We start from the raw sequence: 24938 nt of genomic DNA on the forward strand, positions 1-24938 counted from the left end.
AAAGCCCACGCTCGTTTCTCCGCTGCGGCTCGTCTCCCGGTCGGCGCTCATCTCTCTGCTGAGGCGCGGCTCTCCGTCGGCGCTCAACGCTCAGCCCGCGCTCGTATCCCCGTAGAGCGGCCCCTCTTCCCCTCCTCCCGCAGGCCTTGCCCTTCTCCCTCCGCCAAGGAGCTAGCTGTCATGCCCGCATCAAATTCACCCATGTCGAAGTCACCCATGTCGAAGTCACCCATGTCGAAGTCGTCGCCCACACCAAAGTTGTCAGGCGCGTCAGGCGCCACCAGTACCCCGCGCCCCCACCGCACCTCGGCCGCCACCGCCGGTCTCACCGCCACCGGCCTCACCAAGTCGTACGGCGACAAGCAGGTCCTGCGGGGTATCGACCTCGACATCAAGGGCGGCACCGTCTTCGCCCTGCTCGGCCCCAACGGCGCGGGCAAGACCACGACCGTCCAGATCCTGTCGACTCTCATCGCCGCCGACTCCGGCACCGCCCGCCTCGCCGGTCACGACCTGGACCGCGAAGCCGACGCCGTACGCAAACTCATCGGTGTCACCGGCCAGTTCGCGGCTGTCGACAACCTCCTCAATGCCGAGGAGAACCTGATGCTCATGGCGGACCTGCACCATCTGTCCCGCCGCGAGGGCCGACGCCGCGCCGCCGACCTGCTCGCCCGCTTCGACCTCACCGAGGCCGCCCGCAAGCCCGTCGCCACCTACTCCGGCGGGATGCGCCGCAAGCTCGACCTGGCGATGACGCTGGTCGGCGACCCGCGGATCATCTTCCTCGACGAGCCCACGACCGGCCTGGACCCGCGCTCCCGCCGCACCATGTGGGAGATCATCCGCTCCCTCGTCGACGAGGACGGCGTGACGATCTTCCTCACCACCCAGTACCTGGAGGAGGCCGACCAGCTCGCCGACCGTATCGCCGTGCTCGACGGCGGAAAGCTGGTCGCCGAAGGTACGGCGGAGGAGCTGAAGCGGCTGATCCCGGGCGGTCACATCTCGCTCAGGTTCGCCGGTCCCGAGGCCCTGGAAGCGGCCGCCTCGCACTTCGCCGCGACCGCCCGCGACGACGAGGAACTCACCCTCCAGATCCCCTCCGACGGCACCGTCCCCACCCTCCGCGCGGTCCTGGACATCCTCGACGGCGCCGGCGTCACCCCCGAGGCGCTCTCGCAGCACACCCCGGACCTCGACGACGTCTTCCTCACCCTGACCGGCGACAAGCAGCAGCAGGAGATCTCCCGATGAGCAGCATCAGCTACGCGGCCCGTGACTCCGTCACCATGTTCCGCCGCAACATGAAGCGGGCGATCCGCTATCCGTCCATCGTCATCACCATCGTGATGATGCCGGTGCTCTTCCTGCTCCTGTTCAACTACGCCTTCGGCGGCGCGCTCGGCGCCGGTATCCAGGGCTCGCAGGCGGCACAAGGCGGGCAGGGTGGCGACATCGACTACATCGACTACGTCGCACCCGGCGTCATCCTGATGACCGTCGCCACCGGCTGCATCGGAGCCGCCCTCAGCGTGTGCATGGACATGACCGAGGGCATCGTGAACCGCTTCCGCACCATGTCGATCTCCCGGGCCTCGTTCCTCACCGGGCACGTCCTGGGCAATCTGGTCCAGACCGTCGTCGGCACCGTCGCCGTCACCGGTGTGGCCCTGGCCATCGGCTTCCGGCCGAACGCCACCGCCGTGGAGTGGCTCGCCGCCGCCGGCCTGCTGACCGTGCTGGCGCTCGCCCTGACCTGGCTCTCGGCCGGCATGGGCCTGGTCGCCAAGACCGTCGAGTCCGCCAGCAACATGCCGATGCCCATCACCTTCCTCCCGTTCCTGGGCAGCGCCATCGTCCCCACCGACTCCATGCCGACCGGCTTGCGCTGGTTCGCCGAGCACCAGCCCTTCACCCCCATCAACGAAACCCTGCGTGGCCTGCTGATGGGCACCGAGATCGGCAACAGCGGCTGGACAGCCCTGACCTGGTGCGCGGTCATCGGCCTCACCGGCTACCTCTGGTCCAAGTCCGCCTTCAGGCGGGGCGTCCGCAACTGACCCGACGGCCCGCTCCGCCTCCGCCGAGGTGGAGCGGGTCAATCGTGGTCGGCCCGGCACCCCTGGCCAGGCGATTTCTGGATCGCCGAGCCGGACTGCGCGGTCCGGAATGCGAGATACCGACGGAAGGCCTCGTGACTGTCAGGGGTGAAGCGCCACTCCTGAAGGGCCGACCGCAGCTCAGGCTCCGTCAGCCGGCCATGCCAGGCGACCTCATCGGGATCGGGGACCACGGCATCCGGCACCACGGCTTCGTGCACACCAAGCCAGTGAGGGCTCAAACCACTGCGATTGATGAACGTGAACAGCAAGCGCGGCCGCGCGCGGGTGCCCAGCTCCTCGGCCAGCTCCCGCGCGGCGGCCTGTTCATAGGACTCACCGGCACCCACGGCGCCACCGACCACGACCTCGTGGAGCCCGGGGAAGCGCGACAGCTGTTCCGACCGCCGGTGGACGAGGATCCGCCCACGCTCATCACGACACACCGTCACGGCGACCCGGTGCAGCCAACCCTCCCGGATGGCCTGTCGGCGGCTGACCACCACCCCCAGCACACGATCTTGATCGTCGACACGCTCCACCAATTCATCCACGACGCACACCCTGGCAGAGCCCACCGACAACACCGCTGTCCGACGACACCCATCGTGCCCAGGCTCCGCCCCCGTTGAGACTGAGCACGATAGGTGTCGTCATCCTTCCGTCCCGACCTGCCCTTTTGTGAAGCTCTGAGCGCGACGTCTGTCGCCGAATTCGCATCGTGCCTGACGTGATCCGCACTCTTCGCAGGCAAGCCGTCGTCCGGACCGTGCTGCCGGTAGGCGACGCCCACGCCGTGCACGGACACGGCGCGGGTCGGCGCGTTCTTGTACGACGACGGGGTGGGCGTGGGAGAGCTGGACGGTGCGTTCGTGATCGGGTCCTGGTGTGGGAGAAAGGAGCGTGGGGCGGGTTCTTCTCGTTGTGGCGGGCGGCGTTCTCGGCGTCCGGCAGGGCTGTTGCCCTGGGTTCACGTCATGGAGACGACGACCTTGCCGGCTTTTGCGCGGCCTTTCTCGACGTACTCCATGGCCTGAAGGGTCTCGTCGAAGGGGAAGACCCGGTCGACGACGGGGCGGATCTTCCCGGCGTCGATGAGGGGGGTGAGTTCGCGCAGCTGGTCGCCGCTGGCCCTCATGAACAGGAAGGAGTAGCTGACGCCGAGGCGCTTGGCCTGGCGCCGGATCTTGGCACTGAGGACGGCGATGCCCAGGCGCATGACCGCGTTCGAGCCGAGTTCGAGGGCGGTGGCCGGGTCGGGCGGGCCCGCGACGGAGATGGCCAGGCCGCCGGGCTTGAGGATGCGCAGGGACTTGGCGAGGTTCTCGCCGCCGAGGGAGTCCAGGACGAGGTCGTAGCCGGTTTGGAGTTCGGAGAAGTCCTGGGTGCGGTAGTCGATGACCTCGTCCGCGCCGAGATCCTTGACGAGGTCGACCTTGGCGGTGCTCGCGGTGGCGGCCACGTGCGCGCCCAGTGCCTTGGCCAGTTGGATGGTGATGGATCCCAGGCCGCCGGCGCCCGCGTGGATGAGGACCTTCCGGCCCGGCTGGACGTTCGCCCGCTCGACCAGGGCCTGCCAGGCGGTCAGCGCGACCAGGGGAAGGGAGGCGGCCTCGGTCATGGTGAGCGTGGCGGGCTTGGCCGCCAGGTCGTCCTGGTGGACGGCGAGGAGTTCGGCGAAGGTGCCGATGCGGTCCTTGTCGGGCCGCGCCCAGACCTCGTCGCCCACCGCGAAGCGGGTGACGGACGATCCGACGCGGACGACGGTCCCGGCGAGGTCGTTGCCCAGGACGAGCGGGAGACGGTAGGGCAGGATCTGCTTGAGGTCACCGTCGCGGATCTTCATGTCCAGCGGGTTGACACTCGCCGCGTCGATCCTTACCAGGACGTCGTCGGCGCCCACCCGGGGGTCGGGTATCTCGGCGGCACGCATGTTGGACGCGTCACCGTACTTCTCGACCATGAAGGCCTTCATCGTCATCTCCGCTCGTGTGGTCTCCCGTCCAAGCGGGAGGGGTGTTCTGTCCGTGACGGGTTTGTCTCGTTGCGAGATGGTTTGTGGTGTCTTCTGGTCCGCGCGCTCCGCGTCGGCACGGCAGTGGCCAGTGCCTGCGCGGAGAGCTCTACGTCGGCCGTGTTTGCGGGCTCAGGCCACCGGCACGACCGGGGCGATGACGCTGCCCGCGTCGCCGCCCTGGAGGCGGCCCAGCGAGCCTGCGACGCCCTCGTGCGGTACGCCGAGCGGCATGGCGCTGACCTTGTCGAGGTGCGCGTACTGCTCGCCGGTGAGCTGGACGTCGAGGGCTGCGAGGTAGCTGTCGGCGCTGTCGAGGAAGGTGCCGCCGGCCTCGGCGAACCGGTCGAAAATCCGGCGGGCCTCGTCGGGCTCGGCGCCGGCGCCCCAGCCGGTGCCGAAGCTCGCGGTGCCGAGCGCGTACTCGGAGACGCGCAGTCCGGTCTTGCGGCCGAAGGCCGTGTAACGCATGAGAAGTCCTTGCGTAAGGGGGCCTGGAAGGCGGTCGCGTCGGGGTGGCGGGGTGAGCGTCAACCCGCGGTCGGCTGGGGCGCCGCGGACAGGCTCTGCTTGACGTACCGGCTGGTCTCGTCGGCGAGGATCTCGGGCAGGCCGGTCTCGATGCCGTACAGGGCCTGGGCCGCGACGTCGGCGGCGGCGACCTTCTGATCGGCGGGCACGCCGGCGGCCATGTCGGTGTCCATGTAGCCGACGTGCAGCGCCGAGACAGTGATCCCGCGGGGCGCCAGTTCCTCGCGGCTCGCGTCGCTCAGCGCCCAGGCGGCGGCCTTGGAAGCCGCGTAGGAGCCGAGGGCGGCCGGGTGGAACCAGGACAGGGCGGACAGGACGTTGAGTACGGCGCCGCCGCCGTTGCCCTCGATGACGGGAGCGAAGGCCCGTGTGGCGACGAGCGGGCCGAAGAAGTTGGTCTCCATCTCGCGACGTACCTCGTCCAGGTCGTCGCCGACCAGCGTCGCGCCGGTGGAGACGCCCGCGTTGTTGATCAGCAGCGTCGCGTCGGAGGCGATGCGGGCGGCCTCCCGTATCGACTCCTGGTCCGTCACGTCGAGGCGCAACGGGTGGACGCCCGGCAGGTCGACCGTCTCGGGACGGCGGGCCGCCGCGTAGACCTTCGCGCCATGCTCCACGAGCTGGGCGGCCAGGTGCCGCCCGAGGCCCCGGTTGGCGCCGGTGACCACCGCGACCGCGTTCTTGAGTTCCATGCTCGCTCCTGTCCTTCGCAGGCGCCGTCGGAGCACCCGCGTCAATTAGATTGCAAACATAATCTAAACACAGGGCTATGATAGATGCCAGTCGACATCTAAACGGGAGGTGGCCATGGGCCGCGTATCGCAGGCGCAGGCGGAGGAAAATCGCAGGCGGGTGGTGGGCACCGCGTCGCGGCTGTTCCGGGAGCAGGGCACCCACGTCAGCGTCGCCGATCTCATGAAGGCGGCCGGCCTCACCCACGGTGCCTTCTACAAGCAGTTCGCCTCCAAGGAAGCGCTCGTCGATGAGGTCACCGTCCACGTCTTCGATGAGATCGCACGGCGTAATGCGGCCGGGCTCGAGCGGCACGACGGGCAGCGGCATGCCGCTCAGCGGGCCCTGATCGACGCCTACCTCTCCGTCGAACACCGTGACAGCGCGGCGGACGGCTGCCCGGTCGCGGCTCTCGCCATCGATATCGCGCGCGGACCCGAAGGCCGCGAGGCGCGCCGTACCTACGCGGAGGGCGTGGCCGACTTCGCCGCGTTCCTCGCCCCCGCCGAGGCTGTCGCGGACGGTGAGGGCGTCGGTGGCGGCGAGGGCGGCCTCGCCCGGCTGTGCACCCTGGTCGGTGCTCTGGTCCTGTCCCGGGCCACCCAGGGCTCCCCGCTCTCCGAGGAGATCCTCGCCGCCGCGCACGCGGCCCTGACGGAAGCCGACTGACCGGGGGCCCGGCGTCGGGCGCCGCGCGGAGTGTGCGCCCCGGCCGCACTCGCGAGGTGACGCGGGGCCCGAGGCTTCCGTGCTCGCGGCCTGATCGATCTGGCGTAGTTCCGTGCTCCCTACGGCAGTTGTCGTGCAAATGCGACACCTCTCGTGCTCAGGCTCACCGCCCCGCGCAGTGGTGTAGCGCACTTTTGCAAGCGGGTGCTTGCAATAGTTAGCGGAAGTGAGGCATGGTGGAGGCATGGCATCGCTCAACGTCGGCAATCTCGGTGAGTACCTGCGTGAACAGCGGCGAAACGCGCAGCTGTCGCTCAGGCAGCTCGCCGACGCCGCCGGGGTGTCCAATCCGTATCTGAGCCAGATCGAGCGCGGGCTGCGCAAGCCGAGCGCGGAGGTGCTGCAGCAGGTCGCCAAGGCGCTGCGGATCTCCGCCGAGACGCTGTACGTGCGGGCCGGCATCCTCGACGCCGAGCGGGACCGGGACGAGGTCGAGACGCGCGCTGTCATCCTCGCCGATCCCACGCTGAACGAGCGGCAGAAGCAGGTGCTGCTCCAGATCTACGAGTCCTTCCGCAAGGAGAACGGATTCGAGATCGGGGTCGAGGTGGGATCCGAGGTCGAAGCCGCGGCGAAGAGTGACATACGGATCGACGCCGAAACAGCTGCCACAGCGACGACGGCGACGACGGCGACGACGGCGACGACGACGGATATCGCGGGCGTCGAAGACGCCCCGGCCCCCGGCTTTCACAAGGCCGACGGCGGCGATGCCGGTCCGCGGCGGACGGCGAGCTGACCACGTCTACCGCGAAGCCGAAGTCGCAGCCCAGGCCGAAGCCGTCGAAGCGGACCGGAACGACTACCAACCCTCAGCAGTAAGCAACCCGGAGGACCTTCACCATGGCCATCACCGACGACATCCGCAAGGCCGTCACCGACCCGACCCCCCTCTACTTCGCCGCCGGCACCGCCGACCTCGCCCTCCAGCAGGCGAAGAAGGTCCCCGGCCTCGTCGAGCAGCTGCGCGCCGAGGCGCCGGCCAAGATCGACGCCGTGCGCCAGACGGACCCGAAGGCCGTGCAGGAGAAGGCGACCGCCCGCGTCAAGGAGACCCAGGAGAACCTCCAGACCAAGGTCACCGAGATCATCGGCACCCTCGACACCGACCTGAAGAAGCTCGGCGAGAGCGCTCAGGACCTCGCGCTGCGCAGCGTCGGCGTCGCCGCCGAGTACGCGGTCAAGGCCCGCGAGGCGTACGAGCGCGTCGCCGAGCACGGTGAGCATGCCGTGCGCACCTGGCGCGGTGAGGCCGCGGAGGAGATCGAGGAGCTCGCGATCGCCGTCGAGCCGAAGTCCCAGCCGGTCGAGGTCAAGGACGAGCCGGCGGCCGCGAAGCCGGTCCCGGCCCAGGCCGCGCCCGCGCCCGCCCCCGCCGCCAAGAAGCCCGCACCGAAGAAGGCTCCGGCGCGCAAGACCACGGCCACGGCCGCGAAGAAGACCACCCCGCCCGCCAAGTAAGCGGCAGGGCGAGCCGCCGAGTGGGCGACATAGCCGACGACGGAGTCGGCGACAGAGCGAGGGGTACGCGTGCAGGTACGTGCGTAGTGCCTCTCAGTACCTCGCGGTACGGAGACGGGCCGGGCACCTTTGGGGTGGCCGGCCCGTTCTACGGGTACGGTGGCCGCGTGGGAGAGACGGTCGGTATTCGGATGCGTGAAGAACGGAACGGGCGGTGGTGGGCACCATGCTGATGAACGGCTTCGCGGGGTTCATGGGGCTGTTGCAGCTCGCTGTGATCGCACTCGCCGCGTTCGCGCTGATCGACGCCACCTTCCGGCGGGAGGACGCGTTCCGCGCGACGGACAAGCAGACCAAGGTCTTCTGGCTGATCATCCTCGGGATCGCGTTCGTCGTCAGCCTGCTCTTCCCGCTGCTGTCGTTCCTCCCGATCATCGGCCTCATCGCCAGCATCGTGTACATCGTCGACGTACGCCCCGCGGTGCGGCAGATCTCCGGCGGCGGTGGCCGCGGCGGCAACCGGGGCTCCAGCAGCGACGGCCCGTACGGCCCCTACAACGGCGGCCGGTGACCTCCTTCGAGGTCGGGCCTCGTCCGAGCCCGAGCCTGCTCAGGCCTCCCGGTCCAGCAGGAGGACCGCCACGTCGTCGGTCAGTTCGCCGCCGTTGAGGTCGCGGACCTCGTTCACGGCGGCGCGCAGCAGCTCCTCGCCGCGCAGACCCTCGGCGAGCTGGCGGCGGACCATCTCCACCATGCCGTCCTGGCCCAGCCGTTCCTTGCCCTGGCCGATCCGGCCCTCGATCAGGCCGTCGGTGTAGAGCATCAGACTCCACGCGGCGCCCAGTTCGATCTGCGTGCGCGGCCAGCGGGCGTTCGGCAGCAGACCGAGGGCCGGGCCGCCGTTGTCGTACGGCAGCAGCTCCGCCGGCGGGGTCAGTCGGCCGCCCTGGCCGTGGCGGACGATCAGCGGTGCCGGGTGCCCCGCGAGGCAGAGGCCCGCGCGGCGGCCGTCGGGGGCGATGTCGACCGTGCAGAGCGTCGCGAAGATCTCGTCGCTCTCGCGCTCGTGCTCCAGGACGCGCTGGAGCGTGGACAGCAGCTCGTCGCCGCAGAGCCCCGCGAAGGTCAGCGCCCGCCAGGCGATGCGCAGCTCCACGCCGAGCGCCGCCTCGTCCGGGCCGTGCCCGCAGACGTCGCCGATCATCACGTGCACGGTGCCGTCCGGGGTGCGGACGGTGTCGTAGAAGTCACCGCCGAGCAGTGCGCGGGAACGGCCCGGCCGGTAGCGGGCGGCGAACCGCAGGGACGAGCCCTCCAGGAGGGGGGTCGGCAGCAGGCCGCGTTCCAGGCGGGCGTTCTCCTGGGCGCGCAGCTTGGACTCGGTGAGTCGGCGCTCGGCCGTGTCGGACCGCTTGCGCTCCACCGCGTAACGGATCGCGCGGCTCAGCAGCCGGCCGTCCACTTCGTCCCGGAACAGGTAGTCCTGTGCGCCCACCCGAACCGCCTCCGTGCCGCGTTCGGCGTCGCCGGAGTCGGTGAGGGCCAGGACGGCGTGGCGGGGGGCCAGGTCCAGGACGTATTTGAGGACGGCGAGTTCGTCGTCGGGGGCGTCGGCCGACTCGGTGTCCGGGTCGGTGGGGCGGGACGGGGTCGGGAGTGCCAGGTCCAGGAGGATGCAGTTGACGTCGTCGGTCAGCAGCCGCTGGGCCTCGGTCAGGTTGCGGGCGGTGCGGACACGGATCGGCTTGCCCGCCGAGTCGAGCAGTTCGGGCACGTTGAGGGAACCTGCAGGGTCGTCCTCTATGAGGAGGACCGTGAGGTTGGTGGGGCCGGGCTGGAGGGCCGGGCCCGTGACACCGGGGCCGGCGGCGTGGGGGCCGGGCTGGTTTGTGGAGTTGTCTGTAGGGGCCAGGGCCGAGGCGTTCATGGCAGCCCCCTCTCCGGACGGTCCGCCGGCCGCGGACGTGGCGTGCGCCTGACCACTCTCCGCGGCCGGGATCGCTCTCTGCCGCGGTACGGGTACGGGCATCGTGTTGGGTTCCTTCCCTCCCCCCGAGGGCACGGCGGGCGAGGGACCTCGACCCACCGACGGGGACCTTAGCGCCAGGCGCCGTCGCAACGGAATGGGAGACGGGGCGTCGGGTGGTAAACAGCCGACGTCATATGCCGCATCCCGTACCGCACTTGGACATGGCAGGGCTTTCCCCTGGGATGACGAATGTCACGCGACGGAGGTTGAGCCGGGTGACGAAGGTGTCGAGAGTCACGTGGGGTGGCTCACGGCGGGGGTGTGGTGGGCGTGGGTGGGCGGTGCTGCGTGGGTGGGGTGCGGGGGGTGTTGGAGACCGGGGTGTTGAGGTGCGGTGTGACGCGGGGTGGTGGCGGGGCCGGTTCGGTGCGGTGTGACGCGGGGCGTCGCCGGGTGCGGTGCGGTTCGGGTGCGACCGTCGGGGTCACGCCCTCAGCCTCCGACCCCAGCCCGTCGGCTCAGCCCTCCTCGTCAGCCCGTCGGCTCACGCGTCCGGGCGTACGACGCCCAGGATCCGCATCGTGCCCGCGCCCGCGATCGACACCTTCCGGTTCGGACGGGGCGCGTGGACGATGGAGCCGTCGCCCAGGTACATGGCGACGTGGCTGGCATCGGCGTTGTAGATGATGAGGTCGCCGGGCCGCATGTCCTGGATGTCGATGTGCTTGAGCTGACGCCACTGCTCCTGGGAGGTGCGGGGGATGGTCAGCCCGGCGGCGGCCCACGCCTCGCTGGTGAGACCGGAGCAGTCGTAGGTGTCGGGCCCTTCGGCGCCCCATTCGTACCACTTGCCTATTTGGTTCGTGGCGAACTCGACGGCCTTCTTCCCCTGCGGCGTCGCCTTGCCGTTGATCTCGGCGAGTATCCCGGAGTCCAGCCACGCCGCCTGTGACTTCTGCGCGGCCTCCTCCTCCAACTGCGCCAACCGCTCCCGCTCGTCGTCCTCCAGCTGGTCTTCCAGCTCCTCGGCGGCGGCGATCTGCTTCTTGATCTTCTTCTTGGCCTTCTCCTTGGCCTTGCGGTTGGTCTCCAACTTCTCCCAGCGCGCGGAGGCGTCCTTGGAGTACTGCTCCAAGTCCTGCTGGGTCCGGGTCATTTCGGCGAGCAGCCCCTTGGTCGCGAGCTGACCCTGACGCAGGCGGTCCGCCCCCTCCAGGAAGTCCTGGGGGTTCTCGCTCAGCCACAGCCGCACCTCGGCCGGGAGGCCGGCGCCCCGGTACTGGGCGCGGGCCGCGGCGCCGATGAGGTCCTGCAACTTGTCCAGCTTCTGCTGGCCCTTGACGACCTCGTGGGCCAGATCGACGAGCTCCTCGGACTGCTTGTCGGCCTTCTCCTCGGCCGCGTTGTACGCGTCCGTGGCGACCGCGGCGTCGTGGTAGAGGCCCTCCAGCTTGGTGCGGACGCGCTCCAACTCCTCGTTCGTCACCGGAGTCGAGCCGGGCGAAGGCGAGGACGAGGACGAGGGTGTCGGCGTCGGACTCGGGGTCGGCTCGGCCGGTTTCGTCTGGCTCGCGTACGCGGTGACCGGCGCGCCCAGGACGGTCATCGCGCAGACCACGGCCACGGCCGCCACGGTCAGCTTCCGCTTGCCGACTCCCATACCTCTTGCCCCCAACCCCAATGGATACAGAACTGATTAACCGTCAGTAACTTGCCGGTGCCCGGGTGATCGTGTCACGACGTCGCGGAATGCGACAGAGGCGGGCAAGAACTCACTTCTGCCCGCAGCCTCTTCCTCCCTCCCCTGCTCCCACCTGCGTGACACCGCTCCCGACTGTCCGACGAACGGCCCGTGGCGTTCGTTCCCGTGCGTCACGAAAATGTTGCTCTGTGTAATCAAGAGTATGGGCGCCGGGCGCGCGGCCACGAGGATGCGCGGAGGCGAGGGCGTACGGGGGCGAGGGCGTGCGGAGACAAGAGCGTGCGGAGACAAGAACGTGCGAAGACAAGAACGTGCGAAGACAAGAACGTGCGAAGACGAGGGCGTACGAAGATGAGGAGGCGGGCGGGGCTCTCGGCTAATGGCGGGGCCGCGGCGCCAACGCCTCCCACGCCACCGTGACTTCGCCCTGGCGCCAGCGCGAGACCCCGTCCCGTACCGGCCAGTCCGCGCTCAGCGTGCGGATCGTGCGGATCCAGCGCTGCCGGGCGCCGTACGAGGCGTAGGGCGCCGCGGCCGCCCAGGCGCGGTCGAAATCGCGGAGGAACGCGTGCACCGGCTCGCCGGGGACGTTGCGGTGGATGAGTGCCTTGGGGAGGCGTTCGGCGAGGTCGGAGGGGCGGTCCAGGGAGCCGAGCCGGGTGGCGAAGGTGACCGTACGGGGGCCCTCCGGGCCGAGGGCGACCCAGACGTGCCGGCGGCCGATCTCGTCGCAGGTGCCCTCGACGAGCAGACCGCCGGAGGGGTACGAGGCGGTGGGGGAGTGGGGGCTCGCGGAGCGGAGGTCCGTGGTGCGAGGGCCTGGGGTGTGCGCGCCTGGAGTGGGATGGGGCGGGCGGGGAGGGGGCGGTGCGGCCTGTTCGAGGCGGGCGCACAGGCGTTCCCATACGGCGGCGACCTCGTCCTCGTCGTACTGCCGGAGCACGTTCGCCGCCCGGATGAGGGTGGGGCGGCCCGGCACCGGTACCTCGAAGCCGCCGTGCCGGAAGGTCAGACCCTCGCACGCGTAGGGCTGGGCCGCGGTGACCCTGGCCGGGTCGATCTCGACGCCGACGACCTGGGTGCGGGGTGCCGCCGCGCGGAGGCGGCGGAGCAGTTCGACGGCGGTCCAAGGGGCGGCGCCGTAGCCGAGGTCGACGGCGAGGGGGGTGGTGGCGCGGCGGAGTGCGGCACCGTGCGTCGCCGCGATCCAGCGGTCCATGCGACGCAGCCGGTTGGGGTTGGTGGTGCCACGCGTCACGGTGCCGACTGGTCTGGCCATGAGGTGAGCGTATGTCCGCCTCCCGGGGGACGTGCCCCCACTCCCAGCGAGCTCAGTTCATGCCACCACGCTCCCGCGCCCCCCGGCCCCCAGGCCGCCACACCCCCCGGCCGCCACGCCCCCACGCACTCAGGCACTCGAACGGTTGAGCGAAGCTCGGTAATAATTACGCAAAGAGGAAATGGAACTGCCTCCTCCGGTGTTCCCCCTCCCGAGAGGGACCCCACGCCCTCCCGAACGGCATGCCCGGAGCGAGGAGGAACGCCACGTGAGCCACTACGTCAGCAGGCTCGGGCGACGTTCCCCGGCCGGCGCGGGGCGGCTTCGGCTGCACCGCAGGCCCCGCCGGGTAGCGATGCTCTCGGTGCACACGTCACCGCTGCACCAGCCCGGCACGGGCGACGCGGGCGGGATGAACGTCTACATCGTGGAGCTGGCGCAGCGGCTGGCCGCCCAGGGCATCGAGGTGGAGATCTTCACCCGGGCCACCACCGGCGCCATGCCCCCCGCGGTCGAGCTGGCGCCCGGCGTCCTGGTCCGGCACGTCGACGCGGGCCCGTACGAGGGGCTGGCCAAGGAGGAGCTGCCGGCCCAGCTCTGCGCCTTCACGCACGGCGTGATGCAGGCGTGGGCGGGTCACCGCCCCGGCCACTACGACCTGGTCCACTCGCACTACTGGCTCTCCGGCCACGTCGGCTGGCTCGCCGCCCAGCGCTGGGGCGTCCCCCTGGTGCACGCCATGCACACGATGGCCAAGGTCAAGAACGCCGCGCTCGCCGCCGGCGACACCCCCGAACCCGCCGCACGCGTCATCGGCGAGACCCAGATCGTGCGCGCCGCCGACCGCCTCATAGCCAACACGGCCGAGGAGGCCGACGAACTCGTACGCCACTACGAGGCCGACCCGGCCAAGGTCGCCGTCGTCCACCCGGGCGTCAACCTCGACCGTTTCCGTCCCGCCGACGGCCGCGCCGCGGCCCGGGCCCGCCTCGGTCTGCCCCAGGACGCCCTGATCCCGCTCTTCGCCGGCCGTATCCAGCCCCTGAAGGCCCCCGACGTCCTGCTCCGCGCCGTCGCCGTCCTCCTCGCCGAGCGCCCCGAGCTGCGGTCGAGGATCGTCGTACCGGTGGTCGGCGGGCCGAGCGGCAGCGGGCTCGCCAAGCCGGAGGGCTTGCAGAAGCTGGCCGCGCGGCTCGGCATCGCCGATGTCGTACGGTTCCGGCCGCCTGTCGGGCAGGAGCAGCTCGCGGACTGGTTCCGGGCGGCGTCCGTGCTGGTCATGCCGTCGTACAGCGAGTCCTTCGGGCTGGTCGCCATCGAGGCGCAGGCGGCCGGTACGCCGGTCCTGGCGGCCTCGGTCGGCGGTCTGCCGGTCGCCGTGCGGGACACGGAGACGGGCTTCCTGGTCCAGGGCCACGATCCCGCCGCGTACGCGCGCGTGCTCCGCGATTTCGCCGACGCCCCCGAGCTGACCGCCCGCATGGGCGCGGCCGCCGCCCGCCACGCCGAGTCCTTCGGCTGGGACACCTCGGCCGCCGCCACCGCGGACGTGTACACGGCGGCCATGCACGACTACCGCCGCCCCCGGGCCAGGGGCCACCACGGGTGAGCCCCGGGGCCCTGCCGCGGCTCCGCAGTCGACCTCCGCGTACCGGCGGGTACCCTCGCCCCATGGCTGACGAAGCGTCGATCATCGAGCAGGTCCTCAACGAGGCCGAGCTGGAGTGGGAGAGCCCCGACCCGGGTTCCTACGTCGTGAAACTCCCCGGCACCCGCAAGCTCTCCACGACCGTCTCCCTGATCGTCGGCCGGCACTCCCTCTCCCTCAACGCCTTCGTGATCCGCCACCCCGACGAGAACGAGGCGGGCGTCCACCGCTGGCTCCTGGAGCGCAACCTCAAGCTGTACGGCGTGAGTTACGCCGTCGACCCGCTCGGCGACATCTACGTCACCGCCCGGCTGCCGCTCGCCGCCGTCACCCCCGAGGGCATCGACGGCCTCCTCGGCCAGGTCCTGGAAGCGGCCGACGGCGCCTTCAACACCCTCCTGGAGCTGGGCTTCGCCTCCGCGATCCGCAGGGAGTACGCCTGGCGCGTCTCCCGGGGCGAACCGACCCGCAATCTGGACGCGTTCAGCCATCTGACCCGGGACGTGGCGGGCGACCGTTCCGATAGCGACCAGGGGTGACCCCCACCCACCGCCTGAAGTGCCGCGTCAGGTGCGCCTGGTCGTAGAACCCGGCCACCGCCGCCGCCTCGCCCGGCCGCACACCCTGCAACAGCAGCCGCCTGGCCCGCTCGACCCGCCGGGACATCAGGTACTGGTGCGGCGCGATCCCGAAGGCCGCGCCGAACGTCCGTACGAGATGCGTGGGGTGGGCCTGGACCGTCCCCGCGGCCTCCTCCAGCGTGATCCCGTCCGTGATCCGCTCGTCGAGAAGCTCACGGAGGCGATGGGCGACGGCACGCCCGGCGGGAGCGGTCACCGCCCCACCCCCCGACGGAGCCGCCGACCGCAGATGCCCCCGCAACCGCTCCCCGACCAGCGCCAGCCGGCTCTCCGCCTCCAACTCGTCGCCGGGCCGCGCGAGCGCCGCGTGCAACTGCCCCACCCGCCGCCGCAGTAGGGGATCCCGCAGATCCGGCCCGTCCACCGCCGCCCCGACGAGGCTCGCGTCCAGCGCGGCCAGGGGCGCGTCCGGATCCAGGTACAGCACCCGCTTGCGGAACCCCCGCTCCGTCACCGGCGCGCCGTTGTGCGGCACGAACGGCGGCAACAACGACACCGTGTCGTGGGGCGTCCCGTGTTCATGCCGGTCCAACTCGTAGCGCACGGCCCCGTCGTCCACGATCAACAGCGTCCACACGTCGTGCACATGCATGGGGTACGCGTACTCGGTGTAGTGCGCATGGAAGACCTCGACGACACCGGGCACGCGCGGCCGCCAGGCGGTGACGTCACGCCGGGGAGAACCGGGCCGCTGGGTACCCATGCAAAGAACGTACAAGACGGGGTCGCCCGGCGATCGGCAGTCTCATCCCATGAACAGCGAGCCCTTTGACGAGCCTTTCGACGAGCCCCTTGACGCGCCCTCCGTGTCGGCCGCGACCTCCGCGAGTACGCCGCCGCCCACCCGCTTCGACACCAAGATCGCCGTCCTCCTCCGCGACGACCTCGCGACCTGGCAGCGCCTGAACGTCACGTCCTTCCTGGTCAGCGGCATCGGCCCGGCCATCCCGGAGGTGATCGGCGAGCCGTACGAGGACGCCGACAAGGTGGCCTACCTCCCGATGTTCCGGCAGCCGGTCCTCGTTTTCGAGGCGACGAAGGAGGTCCTGAAGGCGGCGCACGCGCGCGTACTGTCCCGCGCCCTCCCCCGCGCGCTCTTCACGTCCGACCTGTTCGCCACCGGCAACGACCACGACAACCGGGCGGCCGTACGGTCGGTGGCGACGGGGGAGCTGGACCTGGTGGGGTTGGCGGTGTATGGCCCGCGCAACGGGGTGGACAAGGTGGTGAAGGGGGCGCGGATGCACCCGTGAGACCGTGCCGGAGGTCCTCGGACCGCGTCGGCGACCTCCCCCACGGCGGCTCGCCCGCCGCCCGGCTTCTCACCGCCCGGTTATCTGACCGACGGGCTGCCCAGGGACCGGCTCCCCGCCGCAGGGCTGCTCCACCGGTACGGCGGTAGGCGCCGCGGCTCCGTCCTCCGATGCCGGCATCCGACGCATGAGCGCCCAGTACCCGACCCCCGCCACGGTCCCGATCACCGCGCACAGCCCCCACAGCCACGCCGCTCCCCACCGGTCGATGACGAGGCCGGACATGAGCGGAGCGACCAGCGCGGCGACGGACCACGACATCGTGTACATGCCCTGGTAACGGCCACGCCCCTGTGCGGGCGAGAGGCGGACGACGACCCCGGTCTGGGTCGGTGCGTTGACGATCTCGGCGAGGGCCAACGCGAACGAGAGACGAGCCACCCAATTAACAACCCCAGTCAACTGTCGGGGCGGTGGGCGAGGCGGACCCGAGACCGGCGGCGCAGCGAACGGGGAATGGCGAGACCGGGGCCCCGCCTGCCCACCCGTCGGCCCTGTCCGCCTGTCGGCCACCCGTGTGGTGGTTCCCGGCCGTCGATTACGCTCGGGGCCATGGCCGACGCACCGTACAAGCTGATCCTCCTCCGCCACGGCGAGAGCGAGTGGAACGAGAAGAACCTGTTCACCGGCTGGGTGGACGTCAACCTCACTCCGAAGGGCGAGAAGGAGGCGACGCGCGGCGGTGAGCTGCTGAAGGACGCCGGCCTGCTCCCGGACGTGCTGCACACCTCCCTCCAGCGACGCGCCATCCGCACCGCGCAGCTGGCCCTCGAGTCCGCCGACCGCCACTGGATCCCGGTCCACCGCAGCTGGCGCCTGAACGAGCGCCACTACGGCGCCCTCCAGGGCAAGGACAAGGCGCAGACCCTGGCCGAGTTCGGCGAGGAGCAGTTCATGCTGTGGCGCCGCTCGTACGACACCCCGCCGCCGCCGCTCGCGGACGACTCGGAGTTCTCCCAGGCGTCGGACGCGCGCTACGCGACCATCCCGCCGGAGCTGCGCCCCCGCACGGAGTGCCTGAAGGACGTCGTCACCCGCATGCTGCCGTACTGGTACGACGGCATCGTCCCCGACCTCCTGGCTGGCCGTACGGTCCTCGTCGCCGCCCACGGCAACAGCCTCCGCGCCCTGGTCAAGCACCTCGACGGCATCTCGGACGCCGACATCGCGGGCCTCAACATCCCGACCGGCATCCCCCTCGCCTACGAACTCGACGCCGACTTCAAGCCCCTGAACCCCGGCGGCACCTACCTCGACCCGGAAGCAGCAGCAGCCGCAATCGAGGCAGTCAAGAACCAGGGCAAGAAGAAGTAAGCAGAGCGGAGAAGTAACCCGAGCAGACAGGCCCCCTACCTGCGGCTTCTTCGCAGGTGGGGGCATTTGTCGTCGTGGAGCGTGTCGGGTTATGCCGCTCCGTCGATTGTCGGTGCGACGAAGCGGCGGTGGAGGGGGCTGAAGGTGGTGTGGGGGGTGCCCTGGAGGCCCGCTTTTTCGAGTACGGGGGCCAGGCGCTCGGCGAAGAACGCTTCGAACGCCTGCTGGGACTCCCACACGTCGACGACATGCATCCCCTGGTCGTCGAACCAGGCCACGTGGATCTGGCCCCCAGCCGCCGGTACCCCCTCCCAGTCGACCGCGTCCCGCACGGTGTCGTACTGCTCCGGGGTCACCTCTGGCCAGTGCATCGACATCACTACGGACATGTGCAGAACCCCCTTGTTCCCGCCGGTCCCGGCCGGTTCCGGCATGGGGATGGTTCCACCCCGCGAGTGTCGTCGGACAGAGCGCGCGGAGGCGAACGCGGCCGACCCAGCGCTTGCGCGCGCTCGTTGCGCCGGGTCGTCCGCGCCGTACCGCCTAGATCATCAGGGGAACCGGATGGATCTCGTCCGCCTTGTGGCCCGCGCGTTCGTGGATGCGCTGGACCGCGTCGGCGGAGGGGGCCTCGGAGAGGCAGTACACGGTGCCCGACGTGGGGTCGGCCCAGGCGCGTTCGAAGTGGACGTTCTCGTCCTTCTCGATGTCGAGGTCGGCCTTGTGCGCCGCACGCAGCTGGTTCTCCGTGATGCCCTTCATGTTGTGGTGGACGTCCATGAACTTGGTCATCACCCGCACCTCCTCAGTGCCTGGTGCCTTGTGCTCCCCCCTCCTCATGCTGCGCTCGTACGGCCGTACGGGCGACTCCGAAGCCGAAGCCGCAGCCGCAGCCGAATCGTCGACGTCGACGTCGACGTCGACATCGTCGCCGTCGACGGACATGAGTGAAGGGGCCCGTCGTCAGAGACGGGCCCCTTCACTCGCCTACCGCGCAGACGAGCCCGCGGCTGGTCGGCGTCAGCCGCACTGGCACGGGTTGCCGGACTGGCACCCGCACCCGCATCCGGACCCGCATCCGCAGGCACCGAAGAGAGGCAGGATCTTGCGGTCGACGGGCTGATGGGTGTCCCGGACCTGTGTCGGGTCCGGCGTGCTGGGGCTGGCGGGGGATTCGGCCATGGTCCCTCCTCGAAGGGATGGAAGGCGAAGCACGGAAGGCGAGGCACGGAAGACAAGGAAGCGCAGGGAATGGGCTCCTTCTTGCCTGCCCTTTGCCTGCCCTATTCCAAGCCCGTTCAGCCGGGCGCATCAACGGCGCACAGAGGCGTCCACACGCCCTGCCCGATGTTCGAGCGCCGGAGCCCCGCTACCGCGGCGCGCCGGATACCGCGGCCCCGGCGCACCCGCTGCTCTCGGCGGCCTCCCCACGGCCACCACCGCAGCTCCGCCGCCCCTTACGCCCCCTCCACCCCCGCGACCGGCTGCACCGGCTGGATGTCCGCCTGGAGTTCGTCCGCGTGTTCGCCCGTCACCAGGTACACCACCCGCTTCGCGACCGACACCGCGTGGTCGGCGAAGCGCTCGTAGTACCGGCCGAGGAGGGTGACGTCGACGGCGGTCTCGATGCCGTGCTTCCAGCGGTCGTCCATGAGGTGCTGGAAGAGAGTGCGGTGGAGCAGGTCCATCGCGTCGTCGTCGCTCTCCAACTGGAGCGCCAGGTCGACGTCCTTGGTGATGATGACCTCGGCGGCCTTCGCCATCAGCCGCTGCGCGAGCTGGCCCATCTCCAGGATCGTGGCGTGCAGGTCGCGCGGGACAGCGCGCTCGGGGAAGCGCAGCCGGGTCAGCTTGGCCACGTGCTGGGCGAGGTCGCCCGAGCGCTCCAGGTCGGCCGACATCCGCAGCGACGTCACGACGATACGAAGATCCGTCGCCACCGGCTGCTGCCGGGCGAGCAGGGCTATCGCGCGGGCCTCCAGGTCGTGCTGGAGGTCGTCGACCTTCTTGTCGGCCTCGATCACGCTCTCGGCCAGCTTCAGGTCGGCGTCGAGCATCGCCGTCGTGGCGCGACCGATCGCCGACCCCACCAGTCGGGCCATCTCGACCAGGCCCTCACCGATCGAGTCAAGTTCCTCGTGGTACGCGTCCCGCATCAGGGTGTCCCTCTCTTACGTACGTCTGCTCGTGGGTAACCAGGAAAGCCGTTCCGGAAGCCGACCCGCCAGGCCGGGCCGGTACGGTCGTACCCCGACCACCGCGTGGAACGGCGACGGCGAACGGTGACCGGGAGTCCCGGACGATTCCCACGCTCCCACGTTCCGGCCCTTACGCGTCCGTTTCCGCCACCCCAAATGAACCAATACTGGCTCCAAGGTGAACTCTGGGCGACGAGTGTTCGAGGTCGCCCTCCGATCGCTGTGGGGATGTCCGACCTCGTGCCTAACCTGGATGCATGGACGTGAACGCGGCGGTCGCCGCAGCGGCAGCGATCGCCGGAGTGCTCACCGGTGTCATCGCCATGCTGGCGTTCCGCTTCAGCGAGCGCGAGCAGAAGCGTCCCACCAGAACCTCCCTGCACACCGACCCGGTGCTGCCGCCCGGCGTCGACACCGTGCTGTCCGTGCTCCGCTCCTCCGCCGTCGTGCTCGACGAGTCGGACGCCGTCGTCAAGGCCAGCTCCGCCGCGTACGCCCTCGGGCTGGTGCGGGGCGGCAAGCTCTCCATCGAGCCGATGCTCAAGATGGCCCGCGACACCCGCCGTGACGGCGAGATACGGCAGGTCGAGCTGGACCTGCCCCGGCGCGGCACGGGTCGCGGCGAGGCCCTCGCCGTCTCCGCGCGCGTCGCGCCGCTCGGCTCCCGGCTCGTACTGCTCCTGGTCGAGGACCTCACCGAGGCCCGCCGGATAGAGGCCGTGCGGCGGGACTTCGTCGCGAACGTCAGCCATGAGCTGAAGACGCCCGTCGGCGCGCTCTCCCTCCTCTCCGAGGCCGTCATGGGGGCCTCGGACGATCCCGAGGCGGTGGAACGCTTCGCCGGGCGTATGCAGATCGAGGCCACCCGGCTCACCAACCTCGTGCAGGAGCTGATCGACCTCTCCCGGGTGCAGAACGACGACCCGCTGGAGGACGCCGAGCCCGTTCGGGTGGACGAGCTGGTCGCCGAGGCCGTCGACCGCTGCCGCCACCAGGCCGGCACCAAGCAGATCACCATGGCCTCGAATACAGGGGCGCCCGAAGGGCTCGAACAGGGTGGTGGCGGGCGACGGGCGGGCGGCACGGCGGAGCTGCGCGTCTGGGGCAACCGCGGTCAGCTGGCCGCCGCCCTCGGCAACCTCGTGGAGAACGCCGTCAACTACTCCCCGGCCCGCACCCGCGTCGGCATAGCCGCGCGCCGGGTGACCGCCCCCGGTGGGGACCACATCGAGATCGCCGTGACCGACCAGGGCATCGGCATCTCGGACAAGGACAAGGAGCGCATCTTCGAGCGCTTCTACCGCGTGGACCCGGCCCGCTCCCGCCAGACCGGCGGTACGGGCCTCGGTCTCGCGATCGTCAAGCACGTGGCCGCCTCGCACGGCGGGGAGGTCACGGTGTGGAGCTCGGAGGGACAGGGCTCCACGTTCACGCTGAGGCTGCCGGAGGCGGGCAAGTCCCGTGACCGCGCCGCCCAGCACCCGGACCTCGACGACGAGGACGGACAGCCTCACACCGACAGATCCCCGTACGAACCGTACGGACCGCTTCCCGCCCCGGAGGTCCTTCCGTGACCCGAGTGCTCGTCGTCGAGGACGAGGAGTCCTTCTCCGACGCCCTGTCCTACATGCTCCGCAAAGAGGGCTTCGAGGTCGCCATCGCGACCACCGGGCCCGACGGCCTCGACGAGTTCGAGCGTAACGGAGCCGACCTCGTCCTGCTCGACCTGATGCTGCCCGGGCTGCCGGGTACCGAGGTCTGCCGTCAGCTGCGCGGCCGTTCCAATGTCCCGGTGATCATGGTGACCGCCAAGGACAGCGAGATCGACAAGGTCGTGGGCCTGGAAATAGGAGCCGATGACTATGTCACCAAGCCCTTCTCCTCCCGCGAGCTCGTCGCCCGCATCCGGGCCGTACTGCGCCGCCGCGGCGAGCCCGAGGAGGTCACCCCGGCAGCGCTGGAGGCCGGTCCCGTCCGGATGGACGTCGACCGTCACGTGGTCACTGTCTCGGGCTCCAAGGTCGACCTCCCCCTCAAGGAGTTCGACCTGCTCGAAATGCTGCTGCGGAACGCCGGCCGCGTCCTGACCCGAATGCAGCTCATCGACCGCGTCTGGGGCGCCGACTACGTGGGCGACACCAAGACCCTCGACGTCCACGTCAAGCGCCTGCGCGCCAAGATCGAGCCGGACCCCGGCGCGCCGCGATACCTGGTGACGGTGCGCGGACTGGGGTACAAGTTCGAGCCGTAGGCCGAGGGACGCACACGGAACCCCACGGCCCCGGGCTCCACGGACACCGAACGGACACACATATGCCGAAGGGCGGCATCCCTCCAGGGGTGCCGCCCTTCGGCATATGTACTCGGGGTGACCCCCGGCGGCCTCAGTGGCCCGCGGTCTCCTCGGAGGCCGAGGTGGACGGCGAGGCCGTCGAACCGGCGGCGGTGCCCTCCTCGGCGGCCGTGCCGTCAGGAGACGGGGAGCCGGTGGTCTCCTCCGACGGGGAGGCGCTGGCGGCGGGAGCCTCGGGGATGTCCGTCGGGCCCCACTTCTCGAAGTAGTGCTCGGCGGGGACCACGAAGGCGCGCAGGGCGACCTGGCCGGTCTCGCTGAACTCGAAGGTGACCTTCTGGGCGTTGCCGTCCTTGACCGCGTCGGTGACGTCCGACAGGACGGCGGAGGCGTTGCCCTCGCCGCCCAGGACCACGGAGCCGCCGGCCGGGACGACGACCTTGCCGCCCTTGCCCTTGCCCTTCGCCGGGGTGAGCTCGACGGTGCCGGCGCCCTCGACGGTGACGGAGTCCAGCGTCTGGTCGGTCGAGGCGGCGTTGAAGAGCGTCGCGGAGACGACGGCGGGGCCCTCGGTCTCGGTGCCGGGCTGGGTGACCACGATGGCATTCTGGATCTTGATGTCGCCGACGCTGGTGGCGGCGTTGTCCGGCTTGATCTCCAGCGTCTGGGCGTTGCTGCCGGCGGCGCACGCGGCGAGTGAGGCGATCGAGAACGCGATGGCGGCGGCGGCGAGGGCGCCGCGTCGAAGGCTGCTGCTCACGGCGGCGGCAACTCCTAGAACGTGGGCGGTACGTGGTCTGTAGCGGCCTTAGGTTACCGAGCCGTCCCGTCGCCGCCGCACCCGACCCTCCCCAAGTTCCCCGACATGTCACCGGAAGCAATTGACGGACACGTCACGGCCGTCCCGGTCGGCATTCGCAAAACCACCCTCGAACTCGTCGGCGCCGCGTCCTGGAAATCCGCCCAGGAATGTGTGCCGCCACGAAAAATCGATCAACTGCCAGAACACCGCCGGAACGCGCAAGAACACGATCCGGTAACGGCGGAAGAGGGCCCGTGGATCGAACTCCTTGATCAATTCCGGATTCGTCTCGTACCCGACTCCATGCATCGAACGGAGTAGCGGAAGTCGCACATCTGGAGTCGGACAAAGCGGGACGTTAGGATGCTCCCGGCGCCCTCCGGATGCGTGTAACGTACGCGTTTCACTCCGCCCGGAGAGCCGCTCCCACCTGCGAATACCTTCTTCCGTTCGGGTCCCGCAGCACGTTCCTGTTGTAGTTGTCAAGCCCCGAGATATGCCCTGACCTGCGAAAACGCCATTCAGAACCCGCCGTATCCGTGTTACCCTGGATAGCCACGGAAGGGGTACCTGTCACATGACGTTCAAGGTTGGCGACACCGTGGTCTATCCCCATCACGGGGCCGCGCTGATCGAGGCCATCGAAACTCGCCAGATCAAAGGCGTGGACAAGACCTACTTGGTGCTCAAGGTCGCTCAGGGCGACCTGACGGTGCGTGTGCCAGCGGACAATGCGGAGTTCGTCGGCGTACGTGATGTGGTCGGTCAGGACGGCCTGGACCGGGTCTTCGAGGTGCTGCGCGCGCCGTATGCCGAGGAGCCCACGAACTGGTCGCGTCGCTACAAGGCAAACCTGGAGAAGCTTGCCTCCGGCGATGTCATCAAGGTCGCGGAAGTCGTGCGTGACCTGTGGCGTCGCGAGCGCGAGCGCGGACTGTCCGCCGGTGAGAAGCGCATGCTCGCCAAGGCCCGCCAGATCCTGGTGAGCGAGCTCGCCCTCGCGGAGAACACCAACGAGGACAAGGCCGAGGCTCTGCTCGACGAGGTCCTCGCGTCCTGAACTGACTGCGTTACCGAACTGACCTGAGGCAGGCAGCCAGCCCGCTCAGTCGTTCAGTGCAGCAGCACATCGAAATGCCGCGGTGCCCGATGACGTATGTGATGTCGCCGGGCGCTGCGGCATGTTCGTACCCGGATGCCGTACGCCTGAAGAGGTCCCTGATACTTGGCGATACTTGGCGTGCCCCGGTGCTCATGAGTACGCCGTACTCGTACTTGGCGTGCCGGGCCCGGGCAGCTGGCTCGACCAGATGTCACGGAAGGGTCCGGTCAAGGTGTCGCGCCCGGCACGCTGTGGCCATACCCACGTAGGCCGAGCACACAAACCTGACAGGAACCGATGTCTGACGATTCGCGCCCTTCGCCTTCCGGAACCGGTACCGCAGCCCGTGCGGCAACCCGTACGGCGGCTGTGATCCCGGCCGCCGGCCGGGGCGTACGCCTCGGCCCGGGCGCCCCCAAAGCGCTGCGTGCGCTGAACGGCACCCCGATGCTGATCCACGCGGTGCGGGCCATGGCCGCGTCCCGTGCCGTCTCCCTGGTCATCGTGGTGGCGCCGCCCGATGGCGCCCCCGAGGTCAAGACCCTCCTCGACGCGCACGCGCTGCCCGAGCGGACGGACTTCCTCGTCGTGCCCGGGGGTGAGTCGCGCCAGGAGTCGGTGAAGCTCGGCCTGGACGCGCTGCCGCCCGGCTACGACACCGTCCTCGTCCACGACGCGGCCCGTCCGCTGGTGCCCGTCGACACGGTCGACGCGGTCATCGAGGCCGTACGGGACGGGGCGCCGGCCGTCGTTCCCGCGCTGCCGCTCGCGGACACGGTCAAGGAGGTCGAGCCGGCGGACGCGCCGGGGGCGCCGGAGCCGGTCGTCGCCACGCCCGAGCGGGCGCGGCTGCGCGCCGTGCAGACGCCGCAGGGGTTCCACCGGGAGACCCTCGTGCGGGCGCACGAGACGGTCACCGGGGAGGTCACCGACGACGCGAGCATGGTGGAGCGGCTCGGGCTCGGCGTCGTGGTCGTGCCGGGGCACGAGGAGGCGTTCAAGGTGACCAGGCCGCTGGACCTGGTGCTCGCGGAGGCGGTTCTGGCGCGCAGGAGGCTCGACGGTGGTTTCTGAGGGTTCGACGGGTTCTACGGGTTCTACGGGTTCG

At 70.3% G+C, this 24938-nt stretch carries 27 protein-coding genes and 1 pseudogene; 14 read left to right on the forward strand and 14 right to left on the reverse strand.

Annotation, left to right across the window (positions count from 1 at the left end):
- Positions 1-201: 201 nt before the first annotated feature.
- Positions 202-1257, forward strand: a complete 1056-nt coding sequence (locus P8T65_RS25030) for an ATP-binding cassette domain-containing protein (protein ID WP_316727506.1) — start codon at positions 202-204, stop codon at positions 1255-1257.
- Entirely contained in the window at positions 1254-2063 is an 810-nt protein-coding gene (locus P8T65_RS25035; RefSeq protein WP_316727507.1) for an ABC transporter permease, read from the forward strand. Before P8T65_RS25030 ends, P8T65_RS25035 begins: the two co-directional genes overlap by 4 nt.
- A 38-nt stretch (positions 2064-2101) precedes the next feature.
- Here the strand turns inward: P8T65_RS25035 and P8T65_RS25040 are convergent, their stop codons facing one another.
- The 4 genes from P8T65_RS25040 to P8T65_RS25055 all read right to left on the reverse strand — a co-directional run bounded on the left by P8T65_RS25040 (position 2102) and on the right by P8T65_RS25055 (position 5339).
- Entirely contained in the window at positions 2102-2656 is a 555-nt protein-coding gene (locus P8T65_RS25040) for an NUDIX domain-containing protein (RefSeq protein ID WP_399100053.1), read from the reverse strand.
- Positions 2657-3072: 416 nt separating this feature from the next.
- Complete coding sequence (locus tag P8T65_RS25045; protein WP_316731702.1) at positions 3073-4077, reverse strand: NADP-dependent oxidoreductase; 1005 nt, start codon at positions 4075-4077, stop codon at positions 3073-3075.
- A 171-nt stretch (positions 4078-4248) separates the two neighbouring features.
- On the reverse strand, positions 4249-4587 hold the full coding sequence (locus P8T65_RS47345; RefSeq protein WP_399100056.1) for an aldo/keto reductase: 339 nt from the start codon (positions 4585-4587) through the stop codon (positions 4249-4251).
- Between the two features lie 59 nt (positions 4588-4646).
- Positions 4647-5339 carry an SDR family oxidoreductase gene (locus tag P8T65_RS25055; RefSeq protein ID WP_316727508.1) on the reverse strand — a complete coding sequence of 231 codons (693 nt, stop codon included), beginning with the start codon at positions 5337-5339 and terminating at the stop codon, positions 4647-4649.
- Between the two features lie 115 nt (positions 5340-5454).
- On the opposite strand from P8T65_RS25055, the gene P8T65_RS25060 reads away from it, so the two are divergent.
- From P8T65_RS25060 to P8T65_RS25075, 4 genes are all read left to right on the forward strand, one after another.
- A complete protein-coding gene (locus tag P8T65_RS25060; RefSeq protein WP_316727509.1) occupies positions 5455-6048 on the forward strand; it encodes a TetR family transcriptional regulator in 594 nt (197 codons plus the stop codon).
- 244 nt (positions 6049-6292) lie between these two features.
- Entirely contained in the window at positions 6293-6847 is a 555-nt protein-coding gene (locus P8T65_RS25065; protein ID WP_316727510.1) for a helix-turn-helix transcriptional regulator, read from the forward strand.
- A 104-nt stretch (positions 6848-6951) separates the two neighbouring features.
- Positions 6952-7569 carry a hypothetical protein gene (locus P8T65_RS25070; RefSeq protein ID WP_316727511.1) on the forward strand — a complete coding sequence of 206 codons (618 nt, stop codon included), beginning with the start codon at positions 6952-6954 and terminating at the stop codon, positions 7567-7569.
- A gap of 226 nt (positions 7570-7795) precedes the next feature.
- On the forward strand, positions 7796-8140 hold the full coding sequence (locus P8T65_RS25075; RefSeq protein ID WP_316731703.1) for a DUF2516 family protein: 345 nt from the start codon (positions 7796-7798) through the stop codon (positions 8138-8140).
- A 39-nt stretch (positions 8141-8179) separates the two neighbouring features.
- On the opposite strand, the gene P8T65_RS25080 is transcribed toward P8T65_RS25075, so the two are convergent.
- The 3 genes from P8T65_RS25080 to P8T65_RS25090 all read right to left on the reverse strand — a co-directional run bounded on the left by P8T65_RS25080 (position 8180) and on the right by P8T65_RS25090 (position 12519).
- Complete coding sequence (locus tag P8T65_RS25080) at positions 8180-9598, reverse strand: PP2C family protein-serine/threonine phosphatase (protein WP_399100062.1); 1419 nt, start codon at positions 9596-9598, stop codon at positions 8180-8182.
- A 484-nt stretch (positions 9599-10082) separates the two neighbouring features.
- Entirely contained in the window at positions 10083-11198 is a 1116-nt protein-coding gene (locus P8T65_RS25085) for an NlpC/P60 family protein (protein WP_316727513.1), read from the reverse strand.
- A gap of 418 nt (positions 11199-11616) precedes the next feature.
- Entirely contained in the window at positions 11617-12519 is a 903-nt protein-coding gene (locus P8T65_RS25090; RefSeq protein WP_316727514.1) for a class I SAM-dependent methyltransferase, read from the reverse strand.
- 268 nt (positions 12520-12787) lie between these two features.
- Here P8T65_RS25090 and mshA point away from each other — a divergent pair, with 268 nt between their 5' ends.
- Positions 12788-14128: a D-inositol-3-phosphate glycosyltransferase gene (mshA, locus tag P8T65_RS25095; RefSeq protein WP_316727515.1), complete on the forward strand. Its 1341-nt coding sequence runs from the start codon at positions 12788-12790 to the stop codon at positions 14126-14128.
- A 62-nt stretch (positions 14129-14190) separates the two neighbouring features.
- Positions 14191-14706: a YbjN domain-containing protein gene (locus tag P8T65_RS25100; RefSeq protein ID WP_215456404.1), complete on the forward strand. Its 516-nt coding sequence runs from the start codon at positions 14191-14193 to the stop codon at positions 14704-14706.
- Here P8T65_RS25100 and P8T65_RS25105 read toward each other — a convergent pair.
- A complete protein-coding gene (locus P8T65_RS25105; RefSeq protein WP_316727516.1) occupies positions 14651-15511 on the reverse strand; it encodes an AraC family transcriptional regulator in 861 nt (286 codons plus the stop codon). The two genes, P8T65_RS25100 and P8T65_RS25105, sit on opposite strands and share 56 nt — an antisense overlap.
- Before the next feature lie 49 nt (positions 15512-15560).
- Between P8T65_RS25105 and P8T65_RS25110 the strand changes: the two genes are divergently transcribed.
- Complete coding sequence (locus P8T65_RS25110; RefSeq protein WP_316727517.1) at positions 15561-16061, forward strand: DUF2000 domain-containing protein; 501 nt, start codon at positions 15561-15563, stop codon at positions 16059-16061.
- Between the two features lie 69 nt (positions 16062-16130).
- Here P8T65_RS25110 and P8T65_RS47350 read toward each other — a convergent pair.
- Positions 16131-16475: pseudogene (locus tag P8T65_RS47350) on the reverse strand (MFS transporter); the annotation flags it as partial.
- 198 nt (positions 16476-16673) lie between these two features.
- Between P8T65_RS47350 and P8T65_RS25120 the strand changes: the two are divergent.
- The gene (locus tag P8T65_RS25120) at positions 16674-17435 is read left to right on the forward strand and encodes a phosphoglyceromutase (protein WP_184892423.1); all 762 of its coding nucleotides are present in this window, start codon (positions 16674-16676) and stop codon (positions 17433-17435) included.
- Between the two features lie 89 nt (positions 17436-17524).
- Here the strand turns inward: P8T65_RS25120 and P8T65_RS25125 are convergent, their stop codons facing one another.
- The 3 genes from P8T65_RS25125 to phoU all read right to left on the reverse strand — a co-directional run bounded on the left by P8T65_RS25125 (position 17525) and on the right by phoU (position 19591).
- Positions 17525-17824, reverse strand: coding sequence for a hypothetical protein (locus P8T65_RS25125; protein WP_184892425.1), 300 nt, complete (start codon positions 17822-17824; stop codon positions 17525-17527).
- A gap of 154 nt (positions 17825-17978) precedes the next feature.
- Complete coding sequence (locus P8T65_RS25130) at positions 17979-18227, reverse strand: SCO4226 family nickel-binding protein (RefSeq protein ID WP_316731704.1); 249 nt, start codon at positions 18225-18227, stop codon at positions 17979-17981.
- A gap of 665 nt (positions 18228-18892) precedes the next feature.
- On the reverse strand, positions 18893-19591 hold the full coding sequence (gene phoU / locus P8T65_RS25135; protein WP_045555976.1) for a phosphate signaling complex protein PhoU: 699 nt from the start codon (positions 19589-19591) through the stop codon (positions 18893-18895).
- Positions 19592-19890: 299 nt separating this feature from the next.
- Here phoU and P8T65_RS25140 point away from each other — a divergent pair, with 299 nt between their 5' ends.
- Both P8T65_RS25140 and P8T65_RS25145 read left to right on the forward strand, forming a co-directional pair.
- The gene (locus P8T65_RS25140; RefSeq protein ID WP_316727518.1) at positions 19891-21207 is read left to right on the forward strand and encodes an ATP-binding protein; all 1317 of its coding nucleotides are present in this window, start codon (positions 19891-19893) and stop codon (positions 21205-21207) included.
- Positions 21204-21884, forward strand: coding sequence for a response regulator transcription factor (locus P8T65_RS25145; protein WP_009340348.1), 681 nt, complete (start codon positions 21204-21206; stop codon positions 21882-21884). Before P8T65_RS25140 ends, P8T65_RS25145 begins: the two co-directional genes overlap by 4 nt.
- Before the next feature lie 133 nt (positions 21885-22017).
- Here the strand turns inward: P8T65_RS25145 and P8T65_RS25150 are convergent, their stop codons facing one another.
- Complete coding sequence (locus P8T65_RS25150) at positions 22018-22686, reverse strand: copper chaperone PCu(A)C (RefSeq protein WP_316727519.1); 669 nt, start codon at positions 22684-22686, stop codon at positions 22018-22020.
- A gap of 108 nt (positions 22687-22794) precedes the next feature.
- Positions 22795-23004, reverse strand: a complete 210-nt coding sequence (locus P8T65_RS25155; RefSeq protein ID WP_316727520.1) for a hypothetical protein — start codon at positions 23002-23004, stop codon at positions 22795-22797.
- 301 nt (positions 23005-23305) lie between these two features.
- Here P8T65_RS25155 and P8T65_RS25160 point away from each other — a divergent pair, with 301 nt between their 5' ends.
- Complete coding sequence (locus P8T65_RS25160; RefSeq protein WP_003953493.1) at positions 23306-23788, forward strand: CarD family transcriptional regulator; 483 nt, start codon at positions 23306-23308, stop codon at positions 23786-23788.
- A gap of 339 nt (positions 23789-24127) precedes the next feature.
- Complete coding sequence (gene ispD, locus P8T65_RS25165; protein ID WP_184892435.1) at positions 24128-24904, forward strand: 2-C-methyl-D-erythritol 4-phosphate cytidylyltransferase; 777 nt, start codon at positions 24128-24130, stop codon at positions 24902-24904.
- The last annotated feature ends 34 nt before the right edge of the window (positions 24905-24938 follow it).

It is taken from the genome of Streptomyces sp. 11x1 (assembly GCF_032598905.1).
GTDB lineage: Bacteria > Actinomycetota > Actinomycetes > Streptomycetales > Streptomycetaceae > Streptomyces.